Annotated in this window: 20 protein-coding genes; 14 read left to right on the top strand and 6 right to left on the bottom strand. The window is 56.9% G+C overall.

Annotated elements, in window-relative coordinates:
* The first annotated feature begins 4 nt into the window (after positions 1 to 4).
* The 4 genes from CXF87_RS06960 to CXF87_RS06945 all read left to right on the top strand — a co-directional run bounded on the left by CXF87_RS06960 (position 5) and on the right by CXF87_RS06945 (position 4,415).
* Entirely contained in the window at positions 5 to 1,195 is a 1,191-nt protein-coding gene (locus CXF87_RS06960) for a cupin domain-containing protein (protein ID WP_101146097.1), read from the top strand.
* The gene (locus CXF87_RS06955) at positions 1,195 to 1,620 is read left to right on the top strand and encodes a GNAT family N-acetyltransferase (RefSeq protein ID WP_101146096.1); all 426 of its coding nucleotides are present in this window, start codon (positions 1,195 to 1,197) and stop codon (positions 1,618 to 1,620) included. The genes CXF87_RS06960 and CXF87_RS06955 overlap by 1 nt, the downstream gene beginning before the upstream one ends.
* A 421-nt stretch (positions 1,621 to 2,041) precedes the next feature.
* Positions 2,042 to 3,640, top strand: a complete 1,599-nt coding sequence (locus tag CXF87_RS06950) for an isocitrate lyase (protein ID WP_101146095.1) — start codon at positions 2,042 to 2,044, stop codon at positions 3,638 to 3,640.
* Between the two features lie 304 nt (positions 3,641 to 3,944).
* Positions 3,945 to 4,415 carry a glycine zipper 2TM domain-containing protein gene (locus CXF87_RS06945; RefSeq protein ID WP_101146094.1) on the top strand — a complete coding sequence of 157 codons (471 nt, stop codon included), beginning with the start codon at positions 3,945 to 3,947 and terminating at the stop codon, positions 4,413 to 4,415.
* Positions 4,416 to 4,528: 113 nt separating this feature from the next.
* On the opposite strand, the gene CXF87_RS06940 is transcribed toward CXF87_RS06945, so the two are convergent.
* Complete coding sequence (locus CXF87_RS06940; protein ID WP_101146093.1) at positions 4,529 to 4,810, bottom strand: hypothetical protein; 282 nt, start codon at positions 4,808 to 4,810, stop codon at positions 4,529 to 4,531.
* 175 nt (positions 4,811 to 4,985) lie between these two features.
* Between CXF87_RS06940 and CXF87_RS06935 the strand changes: the two genes are divergently transcribed.
* Positions 4,986 to 5,468 (top strand): FKBP-type peptidyl-prolyl cis-trans isomerase, encoded by a 483-nt coding sequence (locus tag CXF87_RS06935; protein ID WP_071695751.1) that lies wholly within the window; start codon positions 4,986 to 4,988, stop codon positions 5,466 to 5,468.
* Between the two features lie 69 nt (positions 5,469 to 5,537).
* Here the strand turns inward: CXF87_RS06935 and nikR are convergent, their stop codons facing one another.
* Positions 5,538 to 5,939, bottom strand: a complete 402-nt coding sequence (gene nikR / locus CXF87_RS06930) for a nickel-responsive transcriptional regulator NikR (RefSeq protein ID WP_101146092.1) — start codon at positions 5,937 to 5,939, stop codon at positions 5,538 to 5,540.
* A 101-nt stretch (positions 5,940 to 6,040) separates the two neighbouring features.
* Between nikR and CXF87_RS06925 the strand changes: the two genes are divergently transcribed.
* Genes CXF87_RS06925 through CXF87_RS06905 form a run of 5 tightly spaced genes read left to right on the top strand, consistent with a single transcriptional unit; the run spans position 6,041 to position 10,908 of the window.
* Positions 6,041 to 7,630 carry an ABC transporter substrate-binding protein gene (locus CXF87_RS06925; protein WP_101146091.1) on the top strand — a complete coding sequence of 530 codons (1,590 nt, stop codon included), beginning with the start codon at positions 6,041 to 6,043 and terminating at the stop codon, positions 7,628 to 7,630.
* Entirely contained in the window at positions 7,621 to 8,601 is a 981-nt protein-coding gene (locus tag CXF87_RS06920; protein ID WP_101146090.1) for an ABC transporter permease, read from the top strand. Before CXF87_RS06925 ends, CXF87_RS06920 begins: the two co-directional genes overlap by 10 nt.
* Positions 8,598 to 9,434, top strand: coding sequence for an ABC transporter permease (locus CXF87_RS06915; RefSeq protein WP_101146089.1), 837 nt, complete (start codon positions 8,598 to 8,600; stop codon positions 9,432 to 9,434). Before CXF87_RS06920 ends, CXF87_RS06915 begins: the two co-directional genes overlap by 4 nt.
* A gap of 33 nt (positions 9,435 to 9,467) precedes the next feature.
* Positions 9,468 to 10,301, top strand: a complete 834-nt coding sequence (locus CXF87_RS06910) for an ATP-binding cassette domain-containing protein (RefSeq protein WP_101146088.1) — start codon at positions 9,468 to 9,470, stop codon at positions 10,299 to 10,301.
* Complete coding sequence (locus CXF87_RS06905; RefSeq protein ID WP_101146087.1) at positions 10,294 to 10,908, top strand: ABC transporter ATP-binding protein; 615 nt, start codon at positions 10,294 to 10,296, stop codon at positions 10,906 to 10,908. The genes CXF87_RS06910 and CXF87_RS06905 overlap by 8 nt, the downstream gene beginning before the upstream one ends.
* A gap of 10 nt (positions 10,909 to 10,918) precedes the next feature.
* On the opposite strand, the gene CXF87_RS06900 is transcribed toward CXF87_RS06905, so the two are convergent.
* From CXF87_RS06900 to CXF87_RS06885, 4 genes are all read right to left on the bottom strand, one after another.
* A complete protein-coding gene (locus CXF87_RS06900) occupies positions 10,919 to 12,109 on the bottom strand; it encodes an MFS transporter (RefSeq protein ID WP_008958533.1) in 1,191 nt (396 codons plus the stop codon).
* Between the two features lie 34 nt (positions 12,110 to 12,143).
* A complete protein-coding gene (locus CXF87_RS06895; protein ID WP_232774735.1) occupies positions 12,144 to 12,773 on the bottom strand; it encodes a C40 family peptidase in 630 nt (209 codons plus the stop codon).
* Positions 12,774 to 12,869: 96 nt separating this feature from the next.
* Entirely contained in the window at positions 12,870 to 15,335 is a 2,466-nt protein-coding gene (locus CXF87_RS06890; protein ID WP_101146085.1) for a DUF1266 domain-containing protein, read from the bottom strand.
* 177 nt (positions 15,336 to 15,512) lie between these two features.
* Entirely contained in the window at positions 15,513 to 15,755 is a 243-nt protein-coding gene (locus CXF87_RS06885; protein WP_101146084.1) for a GlsB/YeaQ/YmgE family stress response membrane protein, read from the bottom strand.
* A 176-nt stretch (positions 15,756 to 15,931) separates the two neighbouring features.
* On the opposite strand from CXF87_RS06885, the gene CXF87_RS06880 reads away from it, so the two are divergent.
* The 4 genes from CXF87_RS06880 to CXF87_RS06865 all read left to right on the top strand — a co-directional run bounded on the left by CXF87_RS06880 (position 15,932) and on the right by CXF87_RS06865 (position 19,572).
* On the top strand, positions 15,932 to 16,801 hold the full coding sequence (locus CXF87_RS06880; protein ID WP_101146083.1) for a D-hexose-6-phosphate mutarotase: 870 nt from the start codon (positions 15,932 to 15,934) through the stop codon (positions 16,799 to 16,801).
* Between the two features lie 61 nt (positions 16,802 to 16,862).
* The gene (locus tag CXF87_RS06875) at positions 16,863 to 17,054 is read left to right on the top strand and encodes a hypothetical protein (protein ID WP_008958538.1); all 192 of its coding nucleotides are present in this window, start codon (positions 16,863 to 16,865) and stop codon (positions 17,052 to 17,054) included.
* A 77-nt stretch (positions 17,055 to 17,131) separates the two neighbouring features.
* Entirely contained in the window at positions 17,132 to 18,535 is a 1,404-nt protein-coding gene (locus CXF87_RS06870) for a YcjX family protein (RefSeq protein WP_101146082.1), read from the top strand.
* Positions 18,532 to 19,572, top strand: a complete 1,041-nt coding sequence (locus tag CXF87_RS06865; protein WP_101146081.1) for a YcjF family protein — start codon at positions 18,532 to 18,534, stop codon at positions 19,570 to 19,572. The genes CXF87_RS06870 and CXF87_RS06865 overlap by 4 nt, the downstream gene beginning before the upstream one ends.
* Positions 19,573 to 19,661: the final 89 nt, after the last annotated feature.

The following is a 19,661-nucleotide window of genomic DNA, read 5'->3' as shown; positions in this document are numbered from 1 at the left end:
CGCCATGAACCATCACGATAAGCCGCTAACACTGCTGGGCGATCTTACCGCCGCAGACTTTCTGGCCAATTATTGGCAGCAAAAGCCGCTGCTGATTCGTGGCGCAATGCCCGATTTCATTAGCCCGATTGAAGCCGATGAGCTGGCGGGACTCGCCTGCGAGCCTGGCGTAGAGGCACGCCTGGTAGAAGAAGAAGGCCCCGATGGGCCTTGGCAGGTCTCCCACGGCCCCTTTGACGAAGCCACCTTTGAACGGCTGCCAGAGAACAACTGGAGCCTTCTCGTGCAGGCCGTTGACCATTACGTGCCTGCGGTCGCCGCGCTAATGGACGAGTTTGACTTCCTGCCACGCTGGCGGCTCGATGACGTGATGATCAGCTACGCGCCTCCTGGCGGCAATGTGGGCGCGCATATCGATCAATACGATGTCTTTTTACTCCAAGCCAGCGGCCACCGCCGCTGGCAGCTGGGCGGCAAGCTCACGGAAGATGCGCCGATCATCCAAGGCATTGATCTTCGCATTTTGAAAGAATTCACCGTAGAACCAGATTCGGATTGGGTGCTTGACCCCGGCGACATGCTCTATCTACCCCCTGGCTGGGCACATCACGGTGTGAGCCAAAGCGATGATTGCATGACGATCTCGATTGGCTTCCGCGCGCCCTCCGCCGATGAGGCAATTACCTCCTATGCGGATTATTTGGGCGAGCAGCTTCCTGCCTCACAGCGTTATAGTGATGCGGGCATGGCGCCTGCCGAGCAGGTCGGTGAGCTGGACGACGCCGCCGTTGAACGTATGCGCCAGTTGATCATGTCAACGCTCGACAACCCCACTCAGATTGCCCAGTGGTTTGGCCGGGTAATGACCCAGCCCAAGTATGTGGATCAAGTAGTGCCGCTTGAAACGCCGCTAACCGAAGCGGCGCTTGTTGCTCAACTACAAGAGGGCGAGCCGCTCTACCATATGCCCGGCTCACGCTTTGCCTGGCGCCGCGATGCCAGCGGTACCACGCTATTTGTGGATGGTGACGGCCACGCCTGTTCAACTGAATTAGCCAAACGCCTAGCCGATACCACCCCACTCTACGCCGAAGACCTTGAGCTTGACGGTGCCGCAGCGCTTATTACCCAGTTGGTCAACACCGGCAGCTTGGGCTTTATGAGCGATGAGGGTGAGGACGACGAGGCGTATTAATGGCCATTACCCACATTAGTACTGGTGACTGGGAGACACTTGGCCCGGCAGCTAGCGAGATCCGCCGCAAGGTGTTTATCGATGAGCAGAACGTGCCTCAGGAAGAGGAGTGGGATGGACTGGACCCCGCGTGCCAGCACTTTCTCGCTATGCTTGACGGCCAGCCAGTGGGCACCGCACGCTTGCTACCCGATGCGCACATTGGCCGTGTCGCGGTACTCGCTAATGCCCGCGGCACCGGCATTGGCGTACTGCTGATGCAGGCTGCGATTGAGGCGGCACGTCATGCGGGCCACCTCCAGGTGGTCCTCAGCGCTCAGGTCCATGCTCTAGCGTTTTATGAGCGGCTGGGCTTCGTCGCTCATGGCGATGAATTTCTGGATGCGGGCATTCCCCATCGAGAAATGACACTTTCGCTTGATTAATAAGCTCTCTTGATTGATCTCTAGCACTGCCTCGGCAGTGCTTTTTTGTGCGCTCTTGCCGCCATCTTGACGAAAAACGACTACACAAACCCTCCCTTCCTCTACCCCGTTGTCGTCGGGCTACAACCCCCTGTGCCCCGAAGTGTCAATTGTTGAGTGAGCCATCCTCGTGGATAGTTATTGCATTGCAGCGTTAAGCCGATTTGATCAAGCCATCAAGCCCGCGCTCAACGCTGTAGCTGAAGTCTCTAGCGCTGCTGCTTCTAGCTTTCAAGACGTTTGCATGAGAGACGATTGGCTGAGAGACGATTGACCTAGAGACACAATCACGAAATTCAATAATGCTAAATACAACTTCGCAGGTGCAGCATAAGCAAAAGCTGATTTGCGAAACACTATCCAGCCCGAAGAGGATAAGCTCATGACAGGACTGCTCGACGATATCAAAGCAATGGCCCAGTTACGCGAAGCGCAAGGCGGCAAATGGGACGCCATCAAACCGGAATACGCCGCCCGTATGCGTGCACAAAACCGCTTCCACACAGGCCTGGACATCGCTCGATACACCGCCAAAATCATGCGCGAGGATATGGCTGCCTATGACGCTGATACCTCAAAGTACACCCAGTCGTTGGGTTGCTGGCACGGCTTTATTGGTCAGCAGAAGCTGATCTCGATCAAAAAGCACTTTGGCACCACCAAGCGTAGCTACCTCTACCTTTCCGGCTGGATGGTTGCCGCGCTGCGCTCTGAGTTTGGCCCGCTTCCCGACCAGTCAATGCACGAAAAGACCTCTGTCGCGAATCTCATCGAAGAGCTCTACACCTTCCTGAAACAAGCCGATGCGTGGGAGCTTAACCACCTGTTCCGCGCCCTGGATGAAGCCAAAGAGGCTGGTGACAGCGGCAAAGAACAGGAACTAATCAGCAAAATCGATAACTACGAAACCCATATCGTTCCGATCATTGCGGATATCGACGCGGGCTTTGGTAATGCAGAAGCCACCTACCTGCTCGCCAAGAAGTTTATTCAAGCGGGCGCCTGCTGCATTCAGCTGGAAAACCAGGTTTCCGATGAGAAGCAGTGCGGTCACCAGGACGGTAAAGTCACCGTGCCCCACGAAGACTTCCTGGCTAAAATTAACGCCGTGCGTTACGCCTTCCTCGAACTCGGTATTGAAGATGGCGTGATCGTGGCACGTACCGACTCACTCGGCGCAGGCTTGACGCAAAAAATTGCCGTCACCAATGAGCCAGGCGATCTCGGCGATCAGTACAACAGCTTCCTCGACGGGGATGTGATCGAAAACGCCGCCGACATCAATAACGGCGACGTTGTCATCAAGCAAAACGGTAAGCTGGTTAAGCCCAAGCGCCTCGCCTCTGGCCTTTACCAGTTCAAGGCAGGCACTGGCGAAGACCGCGTCATTCTGGACTGCATCACCAGCCTGCAAAACGGCGCCGACCTGCTTTGGATCGAAACCGAAAAGCCCCACGTGGGCCAGATCGCCAGCATGGTAAACCGGATTCGCGATGTCGTGCCGGATGCCAAACTGGTCTACAACAACTCGCCGTCGTTCAACTGGACGCTCAACTTCCGTCAGCAAGTGTTCGATGCGTGGCAGGAAGAAGGTAAGGATGTTTCTGCCTACCAGCGTGACAAGTTAATGAGCGCCGAGTACGACGACACCGAACTGGGTCAGCTGGCCGATGAGTGGACACGTAATTTCCAGCGTGACTCGTCTCGCGAAGCAGGCATCTTCCACCACTTAATTACGCTGCCGACTTACCACACGGCCGCCCTCTCCACCGACAACCTGGCGAAAGGCTACTTTGGCGATGAAGGTATGCTGGCTTACGTGAAAGGCGTACAGCGCCAGGAAATTCGTCAGGGCATCGCCACGGTTCGCCACCAGGATATGGCAGGCTCCAATATCGGTGATGATCATAAAGAATTCTTCCACGGTGATGCCGCGCTCAAAGCCGGTGGCAAAGACAACACCATGAATCAATTTGGGTAATAATCACCACGTTACTTTTTGATCCCTGCACAGGAGGCCTAACGGCCTCCTGTTTTGGTTCATTCTGGGTATTTGCACACTGTTTTCTTAATACGCTGTTACACTTTCCGCTATGATCGCCGTTATGATGTTTCGTGACTACTGTGCTGTCAGCTTTGACCTTTTCCATCGATTGCTGGTCAAAACGGTTTACATCAGCTACCTTTAACGAACACCGTTTTATAACTACGATTGCTCTTCACTTTGCCGTTTAAAGATGGCGGTGTAGGCGACAGTTAATTCAATTGACACTCTGGAGGTTTTAATGAAACGTCTTCTTCTACCGGCTGTAGCTTTAAGTATTCTCACGTTGGCTGGATGTGCCAACACCTCGGGATACTCGGGTGATGTTTATCGCGGCAACCAAGCAAAAACCGGCCAAAGCGTTACCTACGGCACTATCGTGGCGGTTCGCCCTGTACAGATTCAAGCCGACAGCCGCGCTGGAGGCCTTTTAGGCAGCGGTGGTGGCGCCATTATCGGCGGCCTTCTGGGCAACCAAGTGGGCGGTGGTTCAGGCCGTCAATTGGCAACCGTGGCAGGCGCACTCGGCGGTGCCGTCGCGGGTACGGCAGCTGAAGACGCGACTAACCGCGTTGACGCCCTTGAAATGGAAATTCGTCGTGACGACGGTACCGATATTGTTGTCGTTCAGCGTGCAGACCGCCAGTTCCAAGCTGGTCAGCGTGTACGCTTAATCGGTAGCGGCGCTAGCATGAGCGTTGCGCCTTATTAATTGACTGCTGTTGATCAATAGTAGTTGGTTATCAAAAAAGCCCGGCCACCTAATAAGATGGCCGGGCTTTTTTATGGCAACGTTATGGCAACTGCCTTTTTCTGGCAGCTAACTTAATGATGGGTCTTGTTACTTGCCCAGTTAGCCAGTGCCATAATGGCCCAGCCAATCAAGGCTAGCAGAATGACCACTAACAGCATATCTACTGGTTGGATCAGCGTAGTGGCACCCAGCACTGCCAGCGAAATCACCCATAAATAGCGATTGTTACCATGGCTCTTCAACACACGGGGCAACATCTTATCCAGCCCTTGGCTAACGCCCTTGTTCCAGCGGTCATTGACAAAATAAGCAATCAGGCAAAAGGCGACAAGCCAAATAATCAAGATCGTCATTGCATGCTCCAAAAGTGATAGGGCAAAGAAAAAAGCGATGGCCGTAGGGTATCCCTGGTCACCCTGACGCGCAATACCGCCGAAAGTGGTGGGCAGGAAAAAGCGCTCTACCCCCTGACAAGTCAGCCTACACGCGTTACCATATTGGAACATGCACTCACCGAAAGGTTATTCCATGCAAATTGCGCAAAACTCGGTTGTCGCGTTCCACTACACCCTGACTAACGATGCAGGTGAAGTGCTAGACAGTTCTGAAGGCCGTGAGCCGCTTACCTACCTCCATGGCGCCGGTAACATTATTCCGGGCCTTGAGAAAGAGCTGGAAGGTCGTGCTGCTGGCGAAAAGCTGAACGTTAGCGTTTCTCCTGAAGAAGGTTACGGCGAGCTGCAAGAGCAGCTAATGCAGGAAGTACCGCGCGATGCGTTTCAGGGCGTTGAAAGCATTGAGCCGGGCATGCAGTTCCAAGCCCAGACTCAAGGTGGCCCGTTGATGGTTACTGTTAAGAAAGTTGAAGGTGATACGGTCGTTGTTGATGGCAACCACCCGCTGGCCGGCCAGCAGCTCAACTTTGACGTTGAGATTGCTGAAGTACGCGAAGCCAGCGCTGAAGAAGTCGAGCACGGCCACGTGCACGGCGAAGGCGGCGTTGAGCACTAAGACGCTCCCGCTACCGATAAGAAAAGGTGACCTCCGGGTCACCTTTTTTTTGGCTACCGGGAAGCGGGCTTATTCATCGGGTATCAGCACTAGCTGGCCGTGGCGCACGCTTCGCGACGAGGTAACTTCAGCGGCGAACTGCTTAAGCGCACGCCCCTGACCTTTGAGCAGAGCTACTTCCAGGCAACTGTCATGATTGATATGCACGTGCAGGGTCGAAAGCGTGAGTTCATGATGGTCATGGGAATGACGGGTCAAGCGCTTAGATAGCTCGCGAGCGGCATGGTCGTAAACATACACCAGCGCGCCCATGCAGGGCGAATCCGGTGCAGCCTCTTCTCTCACTTGTTTTAAGCCACTGCGGGTTAAATCACGAATCGCTTCTGAGCGGTTTTGGTAGCCGCGCTCGTGCATCAACGCATCTACTTCTGCCACCAGTTCCTCATCAAGCGTTACCGTTACACGCTGCATTCACGCCTCCTCTTATAAGGCCTGCTTTCCATGTGCTGCCGCCACCGTTAGTATGATGTTATTGTAAAAACATCATACCAAATAGCGTAAAGGATAAAGCGATGGCTCCACCAACTCGGCCTATCTTACTGGGTATTGCGCTAAGTTGTTTAGCTGCCATCAGCACCGCCGAGGCAAAAGAGCAGTTAATTCTGGCCATTGGTGGCGAACCCGAACAGGGCTTCGATCCACTTTTGGGCTGGGGGCAGTACGGTACTCCACTGTTTCAGTCGACGCTGCTTTCACGAGGCAGAGACCTTTCACCCCAGCCAGAATTAGCCACCGAGTGGTCGCTCTCTGAAGATCGCCTCACCTGGACGCTAACGCTACGTGAAGACGCCCGCTTTGCCGACGGCACCTCGTTGACCGCCGAAGACGTGGCCTACACCTTTAATACCGCGGCAGAGGCAGGTGGGCGGGCAGACTTAAGCGCGCTCGAAGAGGCCAATGCCGTCGATGATCAGACCGTTACCCTTCGCCTTCACACACCTCGAATTACCTTTATAGACCAACTGATGACGCTGGGCATTGTGCCCCACGCCAAGCGGGATAATGGCTATAGCGAGCAATACGGCCGACATCCCTTGGGCTCTGGCCCCTATCAACTGGTGGAGTGGCAGGAAGGCGAACAGCTGATAGTTGAACGCAATCCCTATTTTTACGGCCCTGCCCCCGCCTTTGATCGCCTGATATTTCTGTTTACCAATGAAGATGCCACGCTCAGTGCGGCCCATGCAGGCCAGGTCGATATCGCATCAATTCCACCGGCATTGGCAGCCAATGTGCCTGGGCATATGCAACGGGTCACCATGGAGAGCGTCGATAATCGCGGCATTCTGTTCCCCATGCAGCCAGCCACCGGCGAGCATGCCGCTTCCGGCGCACCGATTGGCAACGACGTGACCGCGGATCTTGCGATTCGTCAGGCGATTAACCTCGCCGCGGACAGACCGACATTGGTAGAGGTAGCGTTGCATGGCTACGGCCGCCCCGCCTACGGCCCAGCCGATGGGCTCCCTTGGAGCAGTGAAGAAGAGCGAATTGAAGCACCAGATATTACCCGCGCTGAGGAGCTTCTCGACGCAGCAGGCTGGCAGCTAGGCGACGATGGCCTGCGCTATAAAGATGGCCTACCCGCTCGCTTTCGGCTTACCTACTCTGCTGGCGATACCACCCGACAACTGCTTGCAGAAGTGAGTGCCGAGATGGTTCGCCCATTGGGCATCGAGATGCAGCCAACAGGCCGCCACTGGGATGAAATCCAGCGTGAAGCAATTCATCAGGATGCCATCCTATTCGGTTTTGGCAGTCACAGCCCCCAGGAGGTCTACTACCTTTTTCACAGTCAGCATGCCGGTAACGGGTTTTATAACAGCGGCTTCTACGCCAACGCTGAAGTGGATACACACTTAGATGCCGCCCAGGCCTCGGATAGTGTCGAAACAGCTAACCAGTACTGGCGCGCTGCCCAATGGGACGGCACCACTGGCTATGGCGTACGCGGCGATAGCAGCTGGGCGTGGCTGGTTAACCTTGAACACGTGTACTTCGCCAACACCTGTTTAGACGTTGGCGAGCTTGGCGTTGCTCCCCATGGTCACGGCTGGCCCATCACCGCTAATCTGCTTGAGTGGCGCTGGACATGCAATTAATCCCGCGTATCGCAAGGCGTCTTGGCCGCCTGACGCTAGTGCTGCTGTGCGTAGCCCTGGTGTCATTTGGTCTGATGATGGTCTCGCCCGTCGACCCCGTGGATGCCTACCTTGGGCCACAGATGGCCCAAGTCAGCCCGGAACAGCGTGCCCTGATTGCCGAACGCTGGGGATTCGATGCGCCACCCGCCGTTCCATTTGGGCATTGGTTGCGCCAGTTGGTAAGCGGTGATTTAGGCTGGAGTCATGTTTATAACCAGCCAGTCAGCGAGGTTATCGGCCAGCGATTTCAACGCTCAATCATGCTGCTGGGCAGCGCATGGCTACTCGCAGCGCTGCTGGGGTTTAGTCTCGGCGTTGCGGCAGGCGCTAAAGAGGGCTCCACGCTGGATAACCTCATTAGTAGCTACGCCTATATTACCGCCTCCACGCCTGCTTTTTGGCTGGCAATAGTCGCCGTGCTGCTATTTTCGGTGACCCTGGGTTGGACACCCCCCTGCTGCGCAGGCCCCACTGGAGTTTTGAATCAAGATGTCACCCTTGCCTCCCGATTGCATCATCTGCTGCTGCCGGCCATCACGCTGGCACTGCTGGGCATCGCCAATATTACCCTGCATACCCGCACACGCATGCTGGAGTTAATGCGCTCTGAGGTAGCGACCCACGCCTTCGCCCAGGGCGCTAGCCGGTTTGATATCGCTTGGCGGCACGGCGTCCGTCACGCCAGCTTACCGGCGATTACGCTTGCATTTGCTTCGCTGGGGGAGCTCTTTGGAGGCTCGATTCTAATCGAGCAAGTCTTTGCTTACCCCGGTTTAGGGCAAGCCACCGTAGCAGCGGGCTTGCGTAGCGACGTTCCCCTACTGCTGGGTATTGCGCTCTTTACCGCGCTATTTGTTAGTGTCGGTAATATGATCGCCGATAGCCTGTATAGCGCTATCGACCCGCGCATGACGTCAGGTGGCCTATGAACTCAGGCCAACCACCCAGCTATCCACCACCCAATCTCTATTCACAGCCACGACTTCGTGCCGCACTCAGCCTGGTCGTTACCACCCTGCTGGTGTTGGGGTTAATCGCTAGCCAGTGGCTGCTGGGCGATTCGCCGCAGCAGATGCAGTTTGATGCTCGACTAGCGCCGCCCAGCGTTGATCACTGGCTCGGCACTGACGCGTTGGGCCGGGAGCTCTGGGCGCGCACGCTGGCGGGGCTGGCACTTAGCTTTTGGGTGGGCTGCCTGGCCGCTCTACTGAGTACGCTGATTGCGCTGAGCTTGGCCGCCCTAGCCACGCTTTCGTCTCGGCTGGATACACTGGTAAGTTTGCTGATTGATACGCTGCTTAGCGTACCGCATCTCATTTTATTAATACTAATTGCCTTTGCGCTGGGCGGCGGCACCCAGGCGGTGATTATTGCCGTGGCGGTGACCCACTGGCCAAGCCTTGCCCGAGTGCTGCGCGCGGAGCTTTGGCAATTGCGCCAGGCCCCCTATGTGCGAATCTCCCGGGCGCTAGGTAAATCACGCTGGTTTGTGCTCCACGGCCACCTGTTACCCCACCTGATTCCCCACTGTTTGGTCGGCGCCCTGCTGCTGTTCCCTCATGCCATTCTCCACGAAGCGGCATTGACCTTTTTGGGCTTTGGCTTGAGCCCCAGCCAGCCCGCTATTGGCGTACTGCTGGCCGATGCCATGCGCTATTTAAGCGGCGGTTACTGGTGGCTGGGGGTATTTCCGGGCCTGGGGCTGCTGTTGATGGTGCTGGGATTCGAGCGTCTTTCCACTCATCTACGCCACTCCCTTTAGCGCTTTTAAGGAGATTTCTGATGGAGACTTACCGTGTTAACGATTGATCGGCTGTCGCTACAGCTACCGTTATATGTCTCCTGGTGGAAGCGTGAATGGGCCACCTGCCTGAATGAATTTTCGCTAACGTTTTCCCCTGGCGAGGTACATGCCGTGGTGGGCGCCTCCGGCGCCGGAAAAAGTCTGTTGGCCTATGCGATTATGGGCCTACTACCCTCATCTGCGCGCTTGAATGGGCAGCTTGCCTACCAAGGAACACCACTTGATGAAGCTCGCCAACGCCAGCTTCGCGGTCGGGAGCTGGCGCTTATTCCTCAGTCGCTTAATGCACTAGACCCACTGGCGCGCACCAAACGCCAAGTGGCCTGGGCGGCCCAGCGCGCCGGACAATCTTCACGTCATGCCCTGCAATCCGCCCAACGAGCCCTAGACCACTACCAGCTAGATGCTCGCGCCCAGCAGGCCTACGCCCACGAGCTTTCCGGCGGCATGGCCCGCCGCGTGTTGACGGCCATGGCCCATGTCAGCCATGCCCGACTGGTGATTGCCGATGAGCCCACCGTGGGCCTTGACCCTCTTCAGCGCCAGCGTGTTTTGGATGCGCTGCGCGGACTGGCCGACCAAGGAAAAACGGTGATATTAATTACCCACGACCTGCGACACGCCCTGCCGATTGCTGATCGCGTTACCATTATGCGTAACGGCCAGCAGGTCGAAACAGCCTCCGCCTGCGCCTTTCAAGGCAGCGGCGCTTCGCTTGCCAGTGCTTATGCCCGGGCATTGTGGTTAGCACTGCCCGACAATGGCTTTTTGAGCCACGCGGTTAGCCAAGCTCAACCGACGGAACAGGAGATCACCGTTGCTTGAAGCGCGCCAGCTCAGCTTTCATTTCTCACCCGATGCGCCTTTGTTTGATTCCATCTCACTCACGCTGAACGCGGGCCAGTGGGTAGGATTGAGCGGTGACTCGGGGGCAGGCAAATCGACGTTGGGCAAACTACTGGCAGGCTACTTAGCTCCGTTTGAAGGAGAGGTAAGCTTAGATGGTAAGGCTCTGCCGAAAAGCGGTATACAGCCCGTTCAATGGCTGCCGCAATCGCCGGAGCTGGCGGTAAACCCCCGATGGCGAGTCGGCAAGATTTTACGCGAAGCGTGGACGCCTACTGAAACCCAGTGCCAGGCGTTTGGCGTGCAGCCAAGCTGGCTATCTCGCTTTCCACAATCGTTATCAGGGGGAGAGCTACAGCGGGTATGTGTATTGCGCGCCCTTGCACCAGAGGTACGCTTTCTAATCGCCGATGAAATCTCAACGATGCTCGACCCCATCACTCAACTTGAACTGTGGCAGGCGCTAAAACAGGAAGCGGAACAACGCCAGCTTGGCGTGCTGGTGATTAGCCACGACAGCGCACTACTGGAACGGCTTTGCCCACAGCGCTTGCACCTAAGCGGTGGTCAATTGAACCCATGGTAGTTGATGACAGTTAGCTAACCGCTTGGCGACGTTCAAAGCGCCAGAGGCCGAAAGCGATCATTAGCGTAATGCTTAGCAGTAGCCACGAACCAATACTCACCCCAGCCCAGCCGGCCCAGCGCCAGAACGGCTCCAGCCAGAAGCCACCCAAACTGGCCCCCACGTAGTAGAACACCAGATAGAGCGCCGAGGCGCTGCCCCGAGCGCCCTGGGCATAACGCCCTACCCAACTGGAAGCCAATGAGTGCGTTAGGAAAAAGCCGAAGGCATTGACGGTTAAGCCGACAATAATCAACACTAGCGACTCTGATAAGGTGATGGCCGTGCCCAGCATTAAAATCAGCACCCCCATCATCATGCATGCCGCTGGCGACAAACGCCCTGCTAACCGCCCGGAAATCATCGAGCCAAAAGTACCGCCTAGATAGGTTAAGAAAATCAGCCCCAAACCGCTGGCCGCCAGTTGATAGGGGGCCGCCGCTAACCGGAAAGTGATGTAACTGTATTGGTTGATAAAGATCAGGAAATTAATGCCACCCAAGCAGTACGCGGCAAGCAGCACCGGGTTGCGCAGATGACTGACTAAATCGCTTGCCGCTTTACGCAGCTCAAAGCGCTGGGGAGTAAAGGCGCGACTATTGGGCAACAATCGCCAAAAGACGATGCAGCCGATTAGCGTCATGATACCTACCGCTAAAAATGCCGCGGTGGGGCCTCCTATTTCGGCAGCGGCCCCACCGACAATACGCCCACTGATCCCGCCGAGCGAATTCGCGCCAATATAGAGCCCTACTGCACTTAATAGCGCTGGCTTCTCAAACTCATCGCCCATCCAGGCGATCGCCACTGCTGGCAACCCACCCAACACGAAGCCCTGCACCAGTCGAAGCAGTAACAAGCTTTCAAAGGTGGGCGCGAAGGCCAAAGCAATGGAGCAGCCCCCTGCCAGCAGCAAGGTTATACGCATGATACCTTCGCGACCGATGGCATCCGAAAGGGGACCGAATACCAGCAGTGCCAAGGCGAGAGAGAGGGTCGATACGGACATGAGCAGGCTGACGCCCAGGGTCGAGACATCGTACGTCTCCTTTAACCCTGGCAGCAGCGGCTGCGGTGCATACAGATTGATAAAAACAAGAAAAGAGCCGAGGCAAAGCGCCAAGGTGGCGCGCCACCAGGCGCGCGTTTTGGCTTCAATCATGCCGTTCCTAACTAAAAAATGAGAGGCCTGACGGCTAGAAAACACTTCCGCTTAGCTGGGCCAAATGCGTTGGCTCCAGGGCACGACGCGCCTGCCAGTAGTAACGTCGCCAGTAACTATTATCCAAGCTGGAAATAATCACCCCTTTCGAGGTCGAGGCATGCAGAAAATAGCCATTACCTACATAAATGCCGACGTGGTTATATCGACCTGGGGGGCTGAAGAACACCAGATCGCCCGCCTGCAGCTCTTGGCGGTCGATCGGGCGTCCCTCGTGTATTTGCCCCCCAGTGGAGCGTGGTAACTCTAAATTAAAGGTGTCACGGTAAACATTGCGAACCAGGGCCGAGCAGTCAATCCCTCTTTCTGTCGTGCCGCCAATCCGGTAAGGCGTTCCTGCCCAGCGCTGATGCTGGGCCAGCAGCGCCTCGCGCACCACTGTTGGCGGCGGGACTTGCATACTGCGCAATTGCGCATCAATGGGATCAACCGGTGACATTTGCGGGTTAGCGCCCATTCCCGGCAGCGTCATCGAAAAGTAGTTCTCTGGGGCCTGCATATTGCTCTGTCGTGTCGAGCCTGCGCAGCCAGCCACCAATGTCACTATAAAACAAACACTTACAACACGTACTGCGGTCACAGCGGGGCGTGGCAACGCAACCATGCGATTAACCTCGACACATAGAATAAAGGGATGGTATGACAAAACTCATTTTTTCCTCGCACGACTATAAGCTAGTTATCCTATGCTTGGCGAGCCTCAATGTAAGGTGCGCTGATCACCAGGCAATGTATCTATGTGCAGCGGCGCAAAATGGCGCGGTTTATTGCCGGGAAAATCCAGGCTCACCCATGGCCCAGCTAGCACCGGCGCACCGCATACCCAGGCCACCAACGCCTGACGAAAACCGGCTAAAAAGCTCTCTCGCTCTGGGGTTTCGCCCATAAAGAACGAGAAGCCAGCGTACATGCCCATGGCATACTCTTGCCACCCGGCATAGTGATCCGCCGCCAGCTCATAAGCGCGATCCAATACGCTGGCAAACGCAGTGCTATCAAGCCAGCCAAGCTGCCGTGCAGCAATCGCCAGATCGACCAGTTGGGCAATATCCCAGGCCGCCATATCGACTTCATTACAGCCATCTTCGTTATCACGTACCCGACGTAAACGAAGCAGATGGTGGCGCTCATCTTCAGCACAGTCGCCAGATTCAAGAATGGCGATTTCAGCGCTTAAACGTTCGGTATTGAGGGTGTAAGGAGCGTAGTTAATCTGATACTCCTGGCGATCCCCCGCCTCGAGCATATAGGTCAAAAACTCCTGCATATCCCCCGCGCTGCTCAAGTGGTAATGGCTCTCTACCCACTCGCGGATTTCAGCGCACTCGCGGGCGCTTTCGAGCTGCGGTTCACTCCATACGGCACTGTTTAAAGGCCCGACCAGGGACATGGCGGTGAAGTGATTCAAGGTGGGACGGCTGCCCGGCTCACACCAGGCGTCGTGGCGCCAATCGAGCCAGTGGAACAGGCTACCGGGGTCTTCGATATGCCAAATAATTTCGTTAATTAGCGATGCATGCTCGGGCTCAGGCAGGCAACTCTCCCACGCAAACCAGGCGTCTAACAAGCGCTTGGCATTGGGATAAAATCGGCATAGGCAGCTGCGCAGCGCGCTGGCGTACTCCATTAATGGCCCGCGATCCAATAAGCCGCTATCAAGGGACATATGCAGATAGAAGGCGAACTTCTCGGCCATATGGATAGTGGCCGCGTGACGGCTCACACCCTTGACGGCATTACGCTGCTTAAGCTCTTCCGGGGTCGGCTGGCCGAACCAACTTTGCGAGGGTGGAAAAACGCCATGCACCGCGTCGGCTGCCAGTTGATTAAGATGATGCGCCTGAGCGGGTAGCCAGTAGCGCGCCAGTGCGTGAGCACCTTCATCGGCGTGCAGGCCCAACGACTCCTGCAAATAGAGCGCCGCATCGGCACGCTGCTCTTCTGGAAGCGCAGCTGACGGGTCTATTTGACGCAGCATTACATCCGGTTCACGCACGCTGGCCAGCGCCAGCAGCCAGTGGTGGGGTGTATTACGCCATTGACGAATGCGCGCTTGAGAGGCCTTCCGCGTGGGCTCATCCAATAGCTCCCCCGGTGAACGTTTCCAGGGGCTATAAGCGCTGTGCAGCAGTAGCTGATGCCGCTCGCTGGGTGTTTTCCCGCGCCGATCAATGCCATCAAACAGGCTTTGCCCCCGCCCGTAGGCGTTAAGGACAGCGTACCAGTCATGGTAGCGGCGGCTGATCAAATCAGCAGCGTGCCCTGCCAAGTCATCGGCTTCCTCTTGGCTAAGCCAGCCACAGCAGGCTCCTGCCCAGGCGAGCTCGACAAGCCGTAGCCAATCCCAGGCAGCCCACTCCAGCGGCTCACCCTGGCTAACAAATTTATTCAACACAGGCGCATAGGGCGACTCCTCCACCACGCTGCGCTGCCACTCCATACGCTGAGCGCCGTCCATACTCAATAGTTCGCGGGCTTCTATATCCCAGCGCTGGCGCTCGCCTTGGGCGCCTAGCCACAACATTACCCCCAGCAGCGCATCGCGGTCATGGACATCCCACACGTGGGCCAGCCACTCAGCGGCGTCGGGCCAGTCGGTTTGGCTTGCAGGATAGACGATGATCGGCCGAAACAGCGCGCATAGTCGCCAGCTCTGAGCCGCTGGCTGTTGCGGCCATAGAGAAGCAGGGGCAGGCAGTTTCGTCAGGGCATGTTCAAGTGTTTCCCAAGTAACACCTTCGCCATCGGTTTCGAGATTGGCCAGCGCCTGGCAGGCATCGATAAAGCGGTCATCAGCGCCACCTTCCCAACCTCTTACGCCCAGGGCGCGACGCAGATCGGCGAGCCATGCGCGCAGATCGCTGTAATCGCGGGTAATACGCCGCGTTAAATGGTGCGCCCAGGCGCGTGACTGATCTGCTTCTAACCAGCCCGCCGCGCCAGCAAGCGCAGCCCACTCGAGCGCGCCCAATAGCCGATCGGCACGACCTGCAGGGGCACCCAGGCCGTGGAACAGTTGCTCGGCCAGCTCCCCCCGATCGGTAATTCCCAGTTGCAGCAAACGCTGCTCAGCAGCACCTGCATCGACCGCCAGCGGATGAGGAGTAAACGCCCAATCACACAGCACAAGCTGTTGGGCCCACCAGGCATTTAACGCGTCGATCAAGAGGCACCTCGAAAAAGCATAGTATCACCACCAACTAACACAGGGTCGCTACCAGCAAAGCGCCGGAATAAAGCCGCCTAGTGTAACGGAAAGTGGCCCGAACACCGATAGCATCTGTATAAACGACACCGCCCGGCACAAGGCCGGGCGGTCGTCAAACGGGTCACAGCTAAACAGCTACGCTTTTTTGACCTTACTAATCACCCACAAGAGCACCACGGCCCCTACCGTTGCAGTGACCAGCGAACCGATAAAACCACCGGAAGAGAGGCCTAAAAGGCTGAACAAGAAACCACCCACAAGCGCACCAACGATGCCCACACCAATATTACCCAGGATGCCGAAACCGCCACCGCGCATGATGTTGCCAGCAATCCAACCAGCCAGGCCACCAATGATTAACCATGCAATAAAGCCCATATAGTCTCCTTACTATTTCATTTACGGGATTTCATTTACGGGTTTTAGCTACGTACATTAGTTACGTATGTTAGTACGCGTTTTACCTATCAGTCGTGCTTGTTCTACCATAGCACACAGCGTTACTGTTCGGCGTCTATCGGTGTAGATGCTTGGCAACTCTTAAAGGAAAATTCATGATCCCCGACTCGCTCAAACAACTGCTTAAAAGCACAGATGGTCAGCAAACGGCCAACTGGGAAGGCCGCGACGTAGTGCTTTTCAACATGCCTTGGGGAGAGTTAGCGATTAGCCTACAGGGTGCTCAGGTGCTGCATTTCTGCCCACAGGGCGACACCGATTGGCTATGGCTGACACCGACCCCACAAGCGCTGCCAGGGGCTATCCGCGGCGGTATTCCGCTCTGCTGGCCGTGGTTTGCTGACGAGCGCTATGCCGATGAGAGCCCCAATCGCGACGGCCCGTTTCATGGCCTCGCCCGTCACGCGGCCTGGCGTCTGGATGCTGTCGATGAGCATGCCGAAGGCATTGAAGTCCATCTCTCTCCCGAGCAGCGCCTGCATACTCAGCTCACGGCACGTTTGGTGGTGCAAGCCAATGCACAGCGGCTTAACGTTGAGTTGATCAGCGAAAACATCGGCGAGACGCCCGTTAAAACCAGCGGCGCACTGCACACCTACCTCGCCGTTGCCGATATTCATCAGTGCCGCCTGGAAGGTCTTTCCGGCGCCCGCTATCTCGACAAACTGCGCGACTTTGCCGAAAGTGAACAGCAAGGTACGCTGGCCGTTCAAGGTGCCATTGACCGCATTTACCATACCAATGAAGCCGTGCTGCTCAACGATGGCGAGCGCAGCCTGCGCATCGGCAAGCAGTCCAGCGACTCCACCGTGGTGTGGCACCCCAACAACGACCTTCCTGGCGATACACCCGCTGACGCGGCACGCCATTTTATCTGCGTTGAAGCTGCCAATACGCGCCTAGACCCGGTTTGGTTGGTACCCGGTGCGCAACACTTATTAGGTACTACCCTAAGCCGCGGTTAACCTTCGGTTCATCAATATTTTGCTATCATGCGCTCACTTTCATTTGAGCTAGGGAGATCCGATGGATCCGCAGCAATGGCTTGAGGCCGCTACGCTAGCCTTTAATTTAATCGGCATGGTGGTGTGTTTAGTGGGTCTTACCTTGGCGCAAAAAATGACTCGCCGCTGGCCGGGCTACACGCTGGCGGGGGTCGGCTTTTTGATTGCCACCCTACCGATGCTTTCACAGCTACTATTAATGTTTCGCCAGTAATGGTCATGCAGTCCGGCTTGTTTTAAAGAGAGCCGGGATAGCGTTAAGTTGGCAAGAGCCATAAAGGGATCGAAAGGATGCGTCAGCCGTTAAGTCGCGAACTGAGCAATTTGTTAGAGCGAGGCCGGGATCGCCAGTTGCGCTTAGCGGTAACGGGCCTCTCGCAAGCAGGCAAAACCGCTTTTTTGACCTCGCTGGTCAATCAACTGCGCCATGCCGGCGTAGAAGCGCGTCTCGATTTACTGCCCGCTGCCCGTGAAGGCCGCCTGCTGGGTGCCCAGCGGCTCAACCAGCCCGATTTGGGCGTCCCACGCTTTCCTTACGACCCGGGCATGGCTGCCCTACGCGATACACCGCCCCGCTGGCCGGAGCCCACACGCGGGATCAGTGAACTGCGCTTGCAACTGCGTTACCGCCCTGCCCGCAGCGGCTGGCTAACCCCTGAAATTGCCCACCTTACCCTGGATCTATTCGACTACCCCGGCGAGTGGTTGCTCGATTTACCGCTGTTGCAGCATGACTTTTACAGCTGGAGCCAGGCTCAGGCGCTATACGCAGGCGAACAGCGCCGAGGCCTTTTCAGTGAGTGGCTGGCAGCGGTCGAACAGCTCGACCCGGCAAGCGAGGCGGATGAGGCTCAGCTTGCCGCTCTGGCCGAAGAGTACGCCCAGGGCCTGCGCCGTGCCAAAAAGGCCGGTTTCTCCGACCTGCAGCCAGGGCGTTTTTTGCTGCCGGGTGAGCTGCAAGGGGCGCCTGTACTGCAGTTTTTCCCGCTACCGCAGCTTAATTCAACTCAACTCAATACCTCCAGAGAAGCGCTGGAAGCACTGCCCGCCAACAGCCTTTACGCTACCCTGGCGGCGCGCTTTCGCTACTACCAGCAGCAGGTGGTGAAACCCTTTTATCGCGATCACTTCCGCCGCTTTGACCGCCAGATCGTACTGGTGGATGTGCTTGGCGCGCTCAATGCCGGGCCTGAACGGTTTGAAGATCTTTCCCGCGCCCTGCGCCAGTTAATGCACAGCTTCGACTACGGCAAGCGCAGCCTGCTCACGCGCCTGTTCGCGCCTAAAATTGACCGGCTGGCGATTGCGGCCACCAAGGCCGACCATGTCACTCCCGACCAACACGGCCATGTGGTACAGCTGCTAGAGGCCTTGCTGGCGGAACCATTGAAAGACCTGCGCTTTGCCAATGTCCCGGTCAAAGCGTTTTCTCTGGCCTCCATTCGCGCCACCGAGGCCCGCGAAGTCACCCACGAAGGTAAGCGCTCACCAGCTCTACGCGGCACGACCCTGGAGGGGGAGGACGTACTGGTTTACCCCGGCGATGTGCCCGCCCGGCTTCCCACTGCCGATTTTTGGCAGCAGCAGGGCTTCGACTTTCCCGGCTTTCGCCCGATGCAAAACACCTCGGAAGCGCTGGATCATATTCGCATGGACGCCGCCATTGACTGGCTGATTGGAGACAAACTGACATGACCACCCCACAGCCACGGCGTCACTTTACGCTGGATGACATGCCAGAAGAGGCTGCCGAAGCGGCTTCGAGTTTGCGCCAGCGTGAAGCCTTTGCTGGCACCAGCGAGCACCATCCCTTGGCGCCCCTTCCAGAAGATAAAGCCTTACCTGCAGCCAGTTTAGGTGCGCCGCGCAAACGCCGCTGGGGACTGCTATTCGCTCTAGTGGGTGGTGCCGGGCTAGGTACTGCAGAGCTGGTTACCGGTATCCCCGACGCCCTGGCTCAATCCCAGTGGCTCGCCATCGCTTGGCAACTGTTCGGCATCAGCTTGATTGGATTAGGCGCGATGTCTCTGCTCAAAGAGCTGGGCCGTTTACGGCGCCTTAAGCGCCACGACAAACTGCGCGTTGATTTAGCCGAGCTGCCGCTGCGCTCACCCAAACAGGCGCGGGCCATGGCCGAGCAGTTGAGACGTCAGCTTAAACTTGCCGATGACGATCCGCATTGGCTGGCGTTTCAACGCGCCAGTCAGCCGCACCATAGCGGGGAAGAGATCCAAACGCTGCTGCGCTACCACCTGCTGGCACCACGCGACCGTGAAGCCCAGCGCCTGATTACCCGAATGTCCGGGGAAACCGCGATTATGGTGGCCATCAGCCCGCTAACGCTGGTGGATATGGCGCTGGTGGCCTGGCGGAGTTTGGCGATGGTAGACAGGCTCTGCCGCCTGTATGGCCTTGAGCTGGGCTACGCCAGCCGCCTGCGGCTATTTCGTAACGTGCTGCACAACATGGCCTTTGCTGGGGCTAGCGAACTGGCCACCGACGCCAGCATGGATATGCTCTCGCTGGATTTAGCCAGCCGCCTTTCCGCTCGCGCCGGTCAGGGCCTGGCCACCGGGCTTCTAAGCGCAAGGCTGGGATTGCGTGCCCAGCGCCTCTGCCGCCCTGTGCCTTTCACCCCCGATGAGCAACCCAAGATCGCCGACCTTCGCCAAGACCTTTGGCGGCAGATCAAACGGCTGGATAAAGAAACGGTTCCGCAGAGCAGCCAATGAAGTAACCACAACACCCATGTTTTTGGCCACAAAATGGGAATCAACGCTATTTATCCTCATGATGGATGTTTAACATAGCATCCTCCAAT

Origin of the sequence: Halomonas sp. MES3-P3E, from assembly GCF_002836035.1 — a bacterium.
GTDB classification, from domain to species: Bacteria; Pseudomonadota; Gammaproteobacteria; order Pseudomonadales; family Halomonadaceae; genus Vreelandella; species Vreelandella arctica.
Note: the sequence above shows the minus strand (reverse complement) of the source record. Positions and strands in the feature narration are given on the sequence as shown.

What these genes read in the sequence shown, in the direction of transcription:
- CXF87_RS06960 (WP_101146097.1), top strand. Translation starts at nt 5, where the DNA reads ATGAACCATCACGATAAGCCGCTAACACTGCTGGGCGATCTTACCGCC.
- CXF87_RS06955 (WP_101146096.1), top strand. Translation starts at nt 1,195, where the DNA reads ATGGCCATTACCCACATTAGTACTGGTGACTGGGAGACACTTGGCCCG.
- CXF87_RS06950 (WP_101146095.1), top strand. Translation starts at nt 2,042, where the DNA reads ATGACAGGACTGCTCGACGATATCAAAGCAATGGCCCAGTTACGCGAA.
- CXF87_RS06945 (WP_101146094.1), top strand. Translation starts at nt 3,945, where the DNA reads ATGAAACGTCTTCTTCTACCGGCTGTAGCTTTAAGTATTCTCACGTTG.
- CXF87_RS06940 (WP_101146093.1), bottom strand. Translation starts at nt 4,810, where the DNA reads ATGACGATCTTGATTATTTGGCTTGTCGCCTTTTGCCTGATTGCTTAT.
- CXF87_RS06935 (WP_071695751.1), top strand. Translation starts at nt 4,986, where the DNA reads ATGCAAATTGCGCAAAACTCGGTTGTCGCGTTCCACTACACCCTGACT.
- nikR (WP_101146092.1), bottom strand. Translation starts at nt 5,939, where the DNA reads ATGCAGCGTGTAACGGTAACGCTTGATGAGGAACTGGTGGCAGAAGTA.
- CXF87_RS06925 (WP_101146091.1), top strand. Translation starts at nt 6,041, where the DNA reads ATGGCTCCACCAACTCGGCCTATCTTACTGGGTATTGCGCTAAGTTGT.
- CXF87_RS06920 (WP_101146090.1), top strand. Translation starts at nt 7,621, where the DNA reads ATGCAATTAATCCCGCGTATCGCAAGGCGTCTTGGCCGCCTGACGCTA.
- CXF87_RS06915 (WP_101146089.1), top strand. Translation starts at nt 8,598, where the DNA reads ATGAACTCAGGCCAACCACCCAGCTATCCACCACCCAATCTCTATTCA.
- CXF87_RS06900 (WP_008958533.1), bottom strand. Translation starts at nt 12,109, where the DNA reads ATGATTGAAGCCAAAACGCGCGCCTGGTGGCGCGCCACCTTGGCGCTT.
- CXF87_RS06895 (WP_232774735.1), bottom strand. Translation starts at nt 12,773, where the DNA reads ATGGTTGCGTTGCCACGCCCCGCTGTGACCGCAGTACGTGTTGTAAGT.
- CXF87_RS06885 (WP_101146084.1), bottom strand. Translation starts at nt 15,755, where the DNA reads ATGGGCTTTATTGCATGGTTAATCATTGGTGGCCTGGCTGGTTGGATT.
- CXF87_RS06880 (WP_101146083.1), top strand. Translation starts at nt 15,932, where the DNA reads ATGATCCCCGACTCGCTCAAACAACTGCTTAAAAGCACAGATGGTCAG.
- CXF87_RS06875 (WP_008958538.1), top strand. Translation starts at nt 16,863, where the DNA reads ATGGATCCGCAGCAATGGCTTGAGGCCGCTACGCTAGCCTTTAATTTA.
- CXF87_RS06870 (WP_101146082.1), top strand. Translation starts at nt 17,132, where the DNA reads ATGCGTCAGCCGTTAAGTCGCGAACTGAGCAATTTGTTAGAGCGAGGC.
- CXF87_RS06865 (WP_101146081.1), top strand. Translation starts at nt 18,532, where the DNA reads ATGACCACCCCACAGCCACGGCGTCACTTTACGCTGGATGACATGCCA.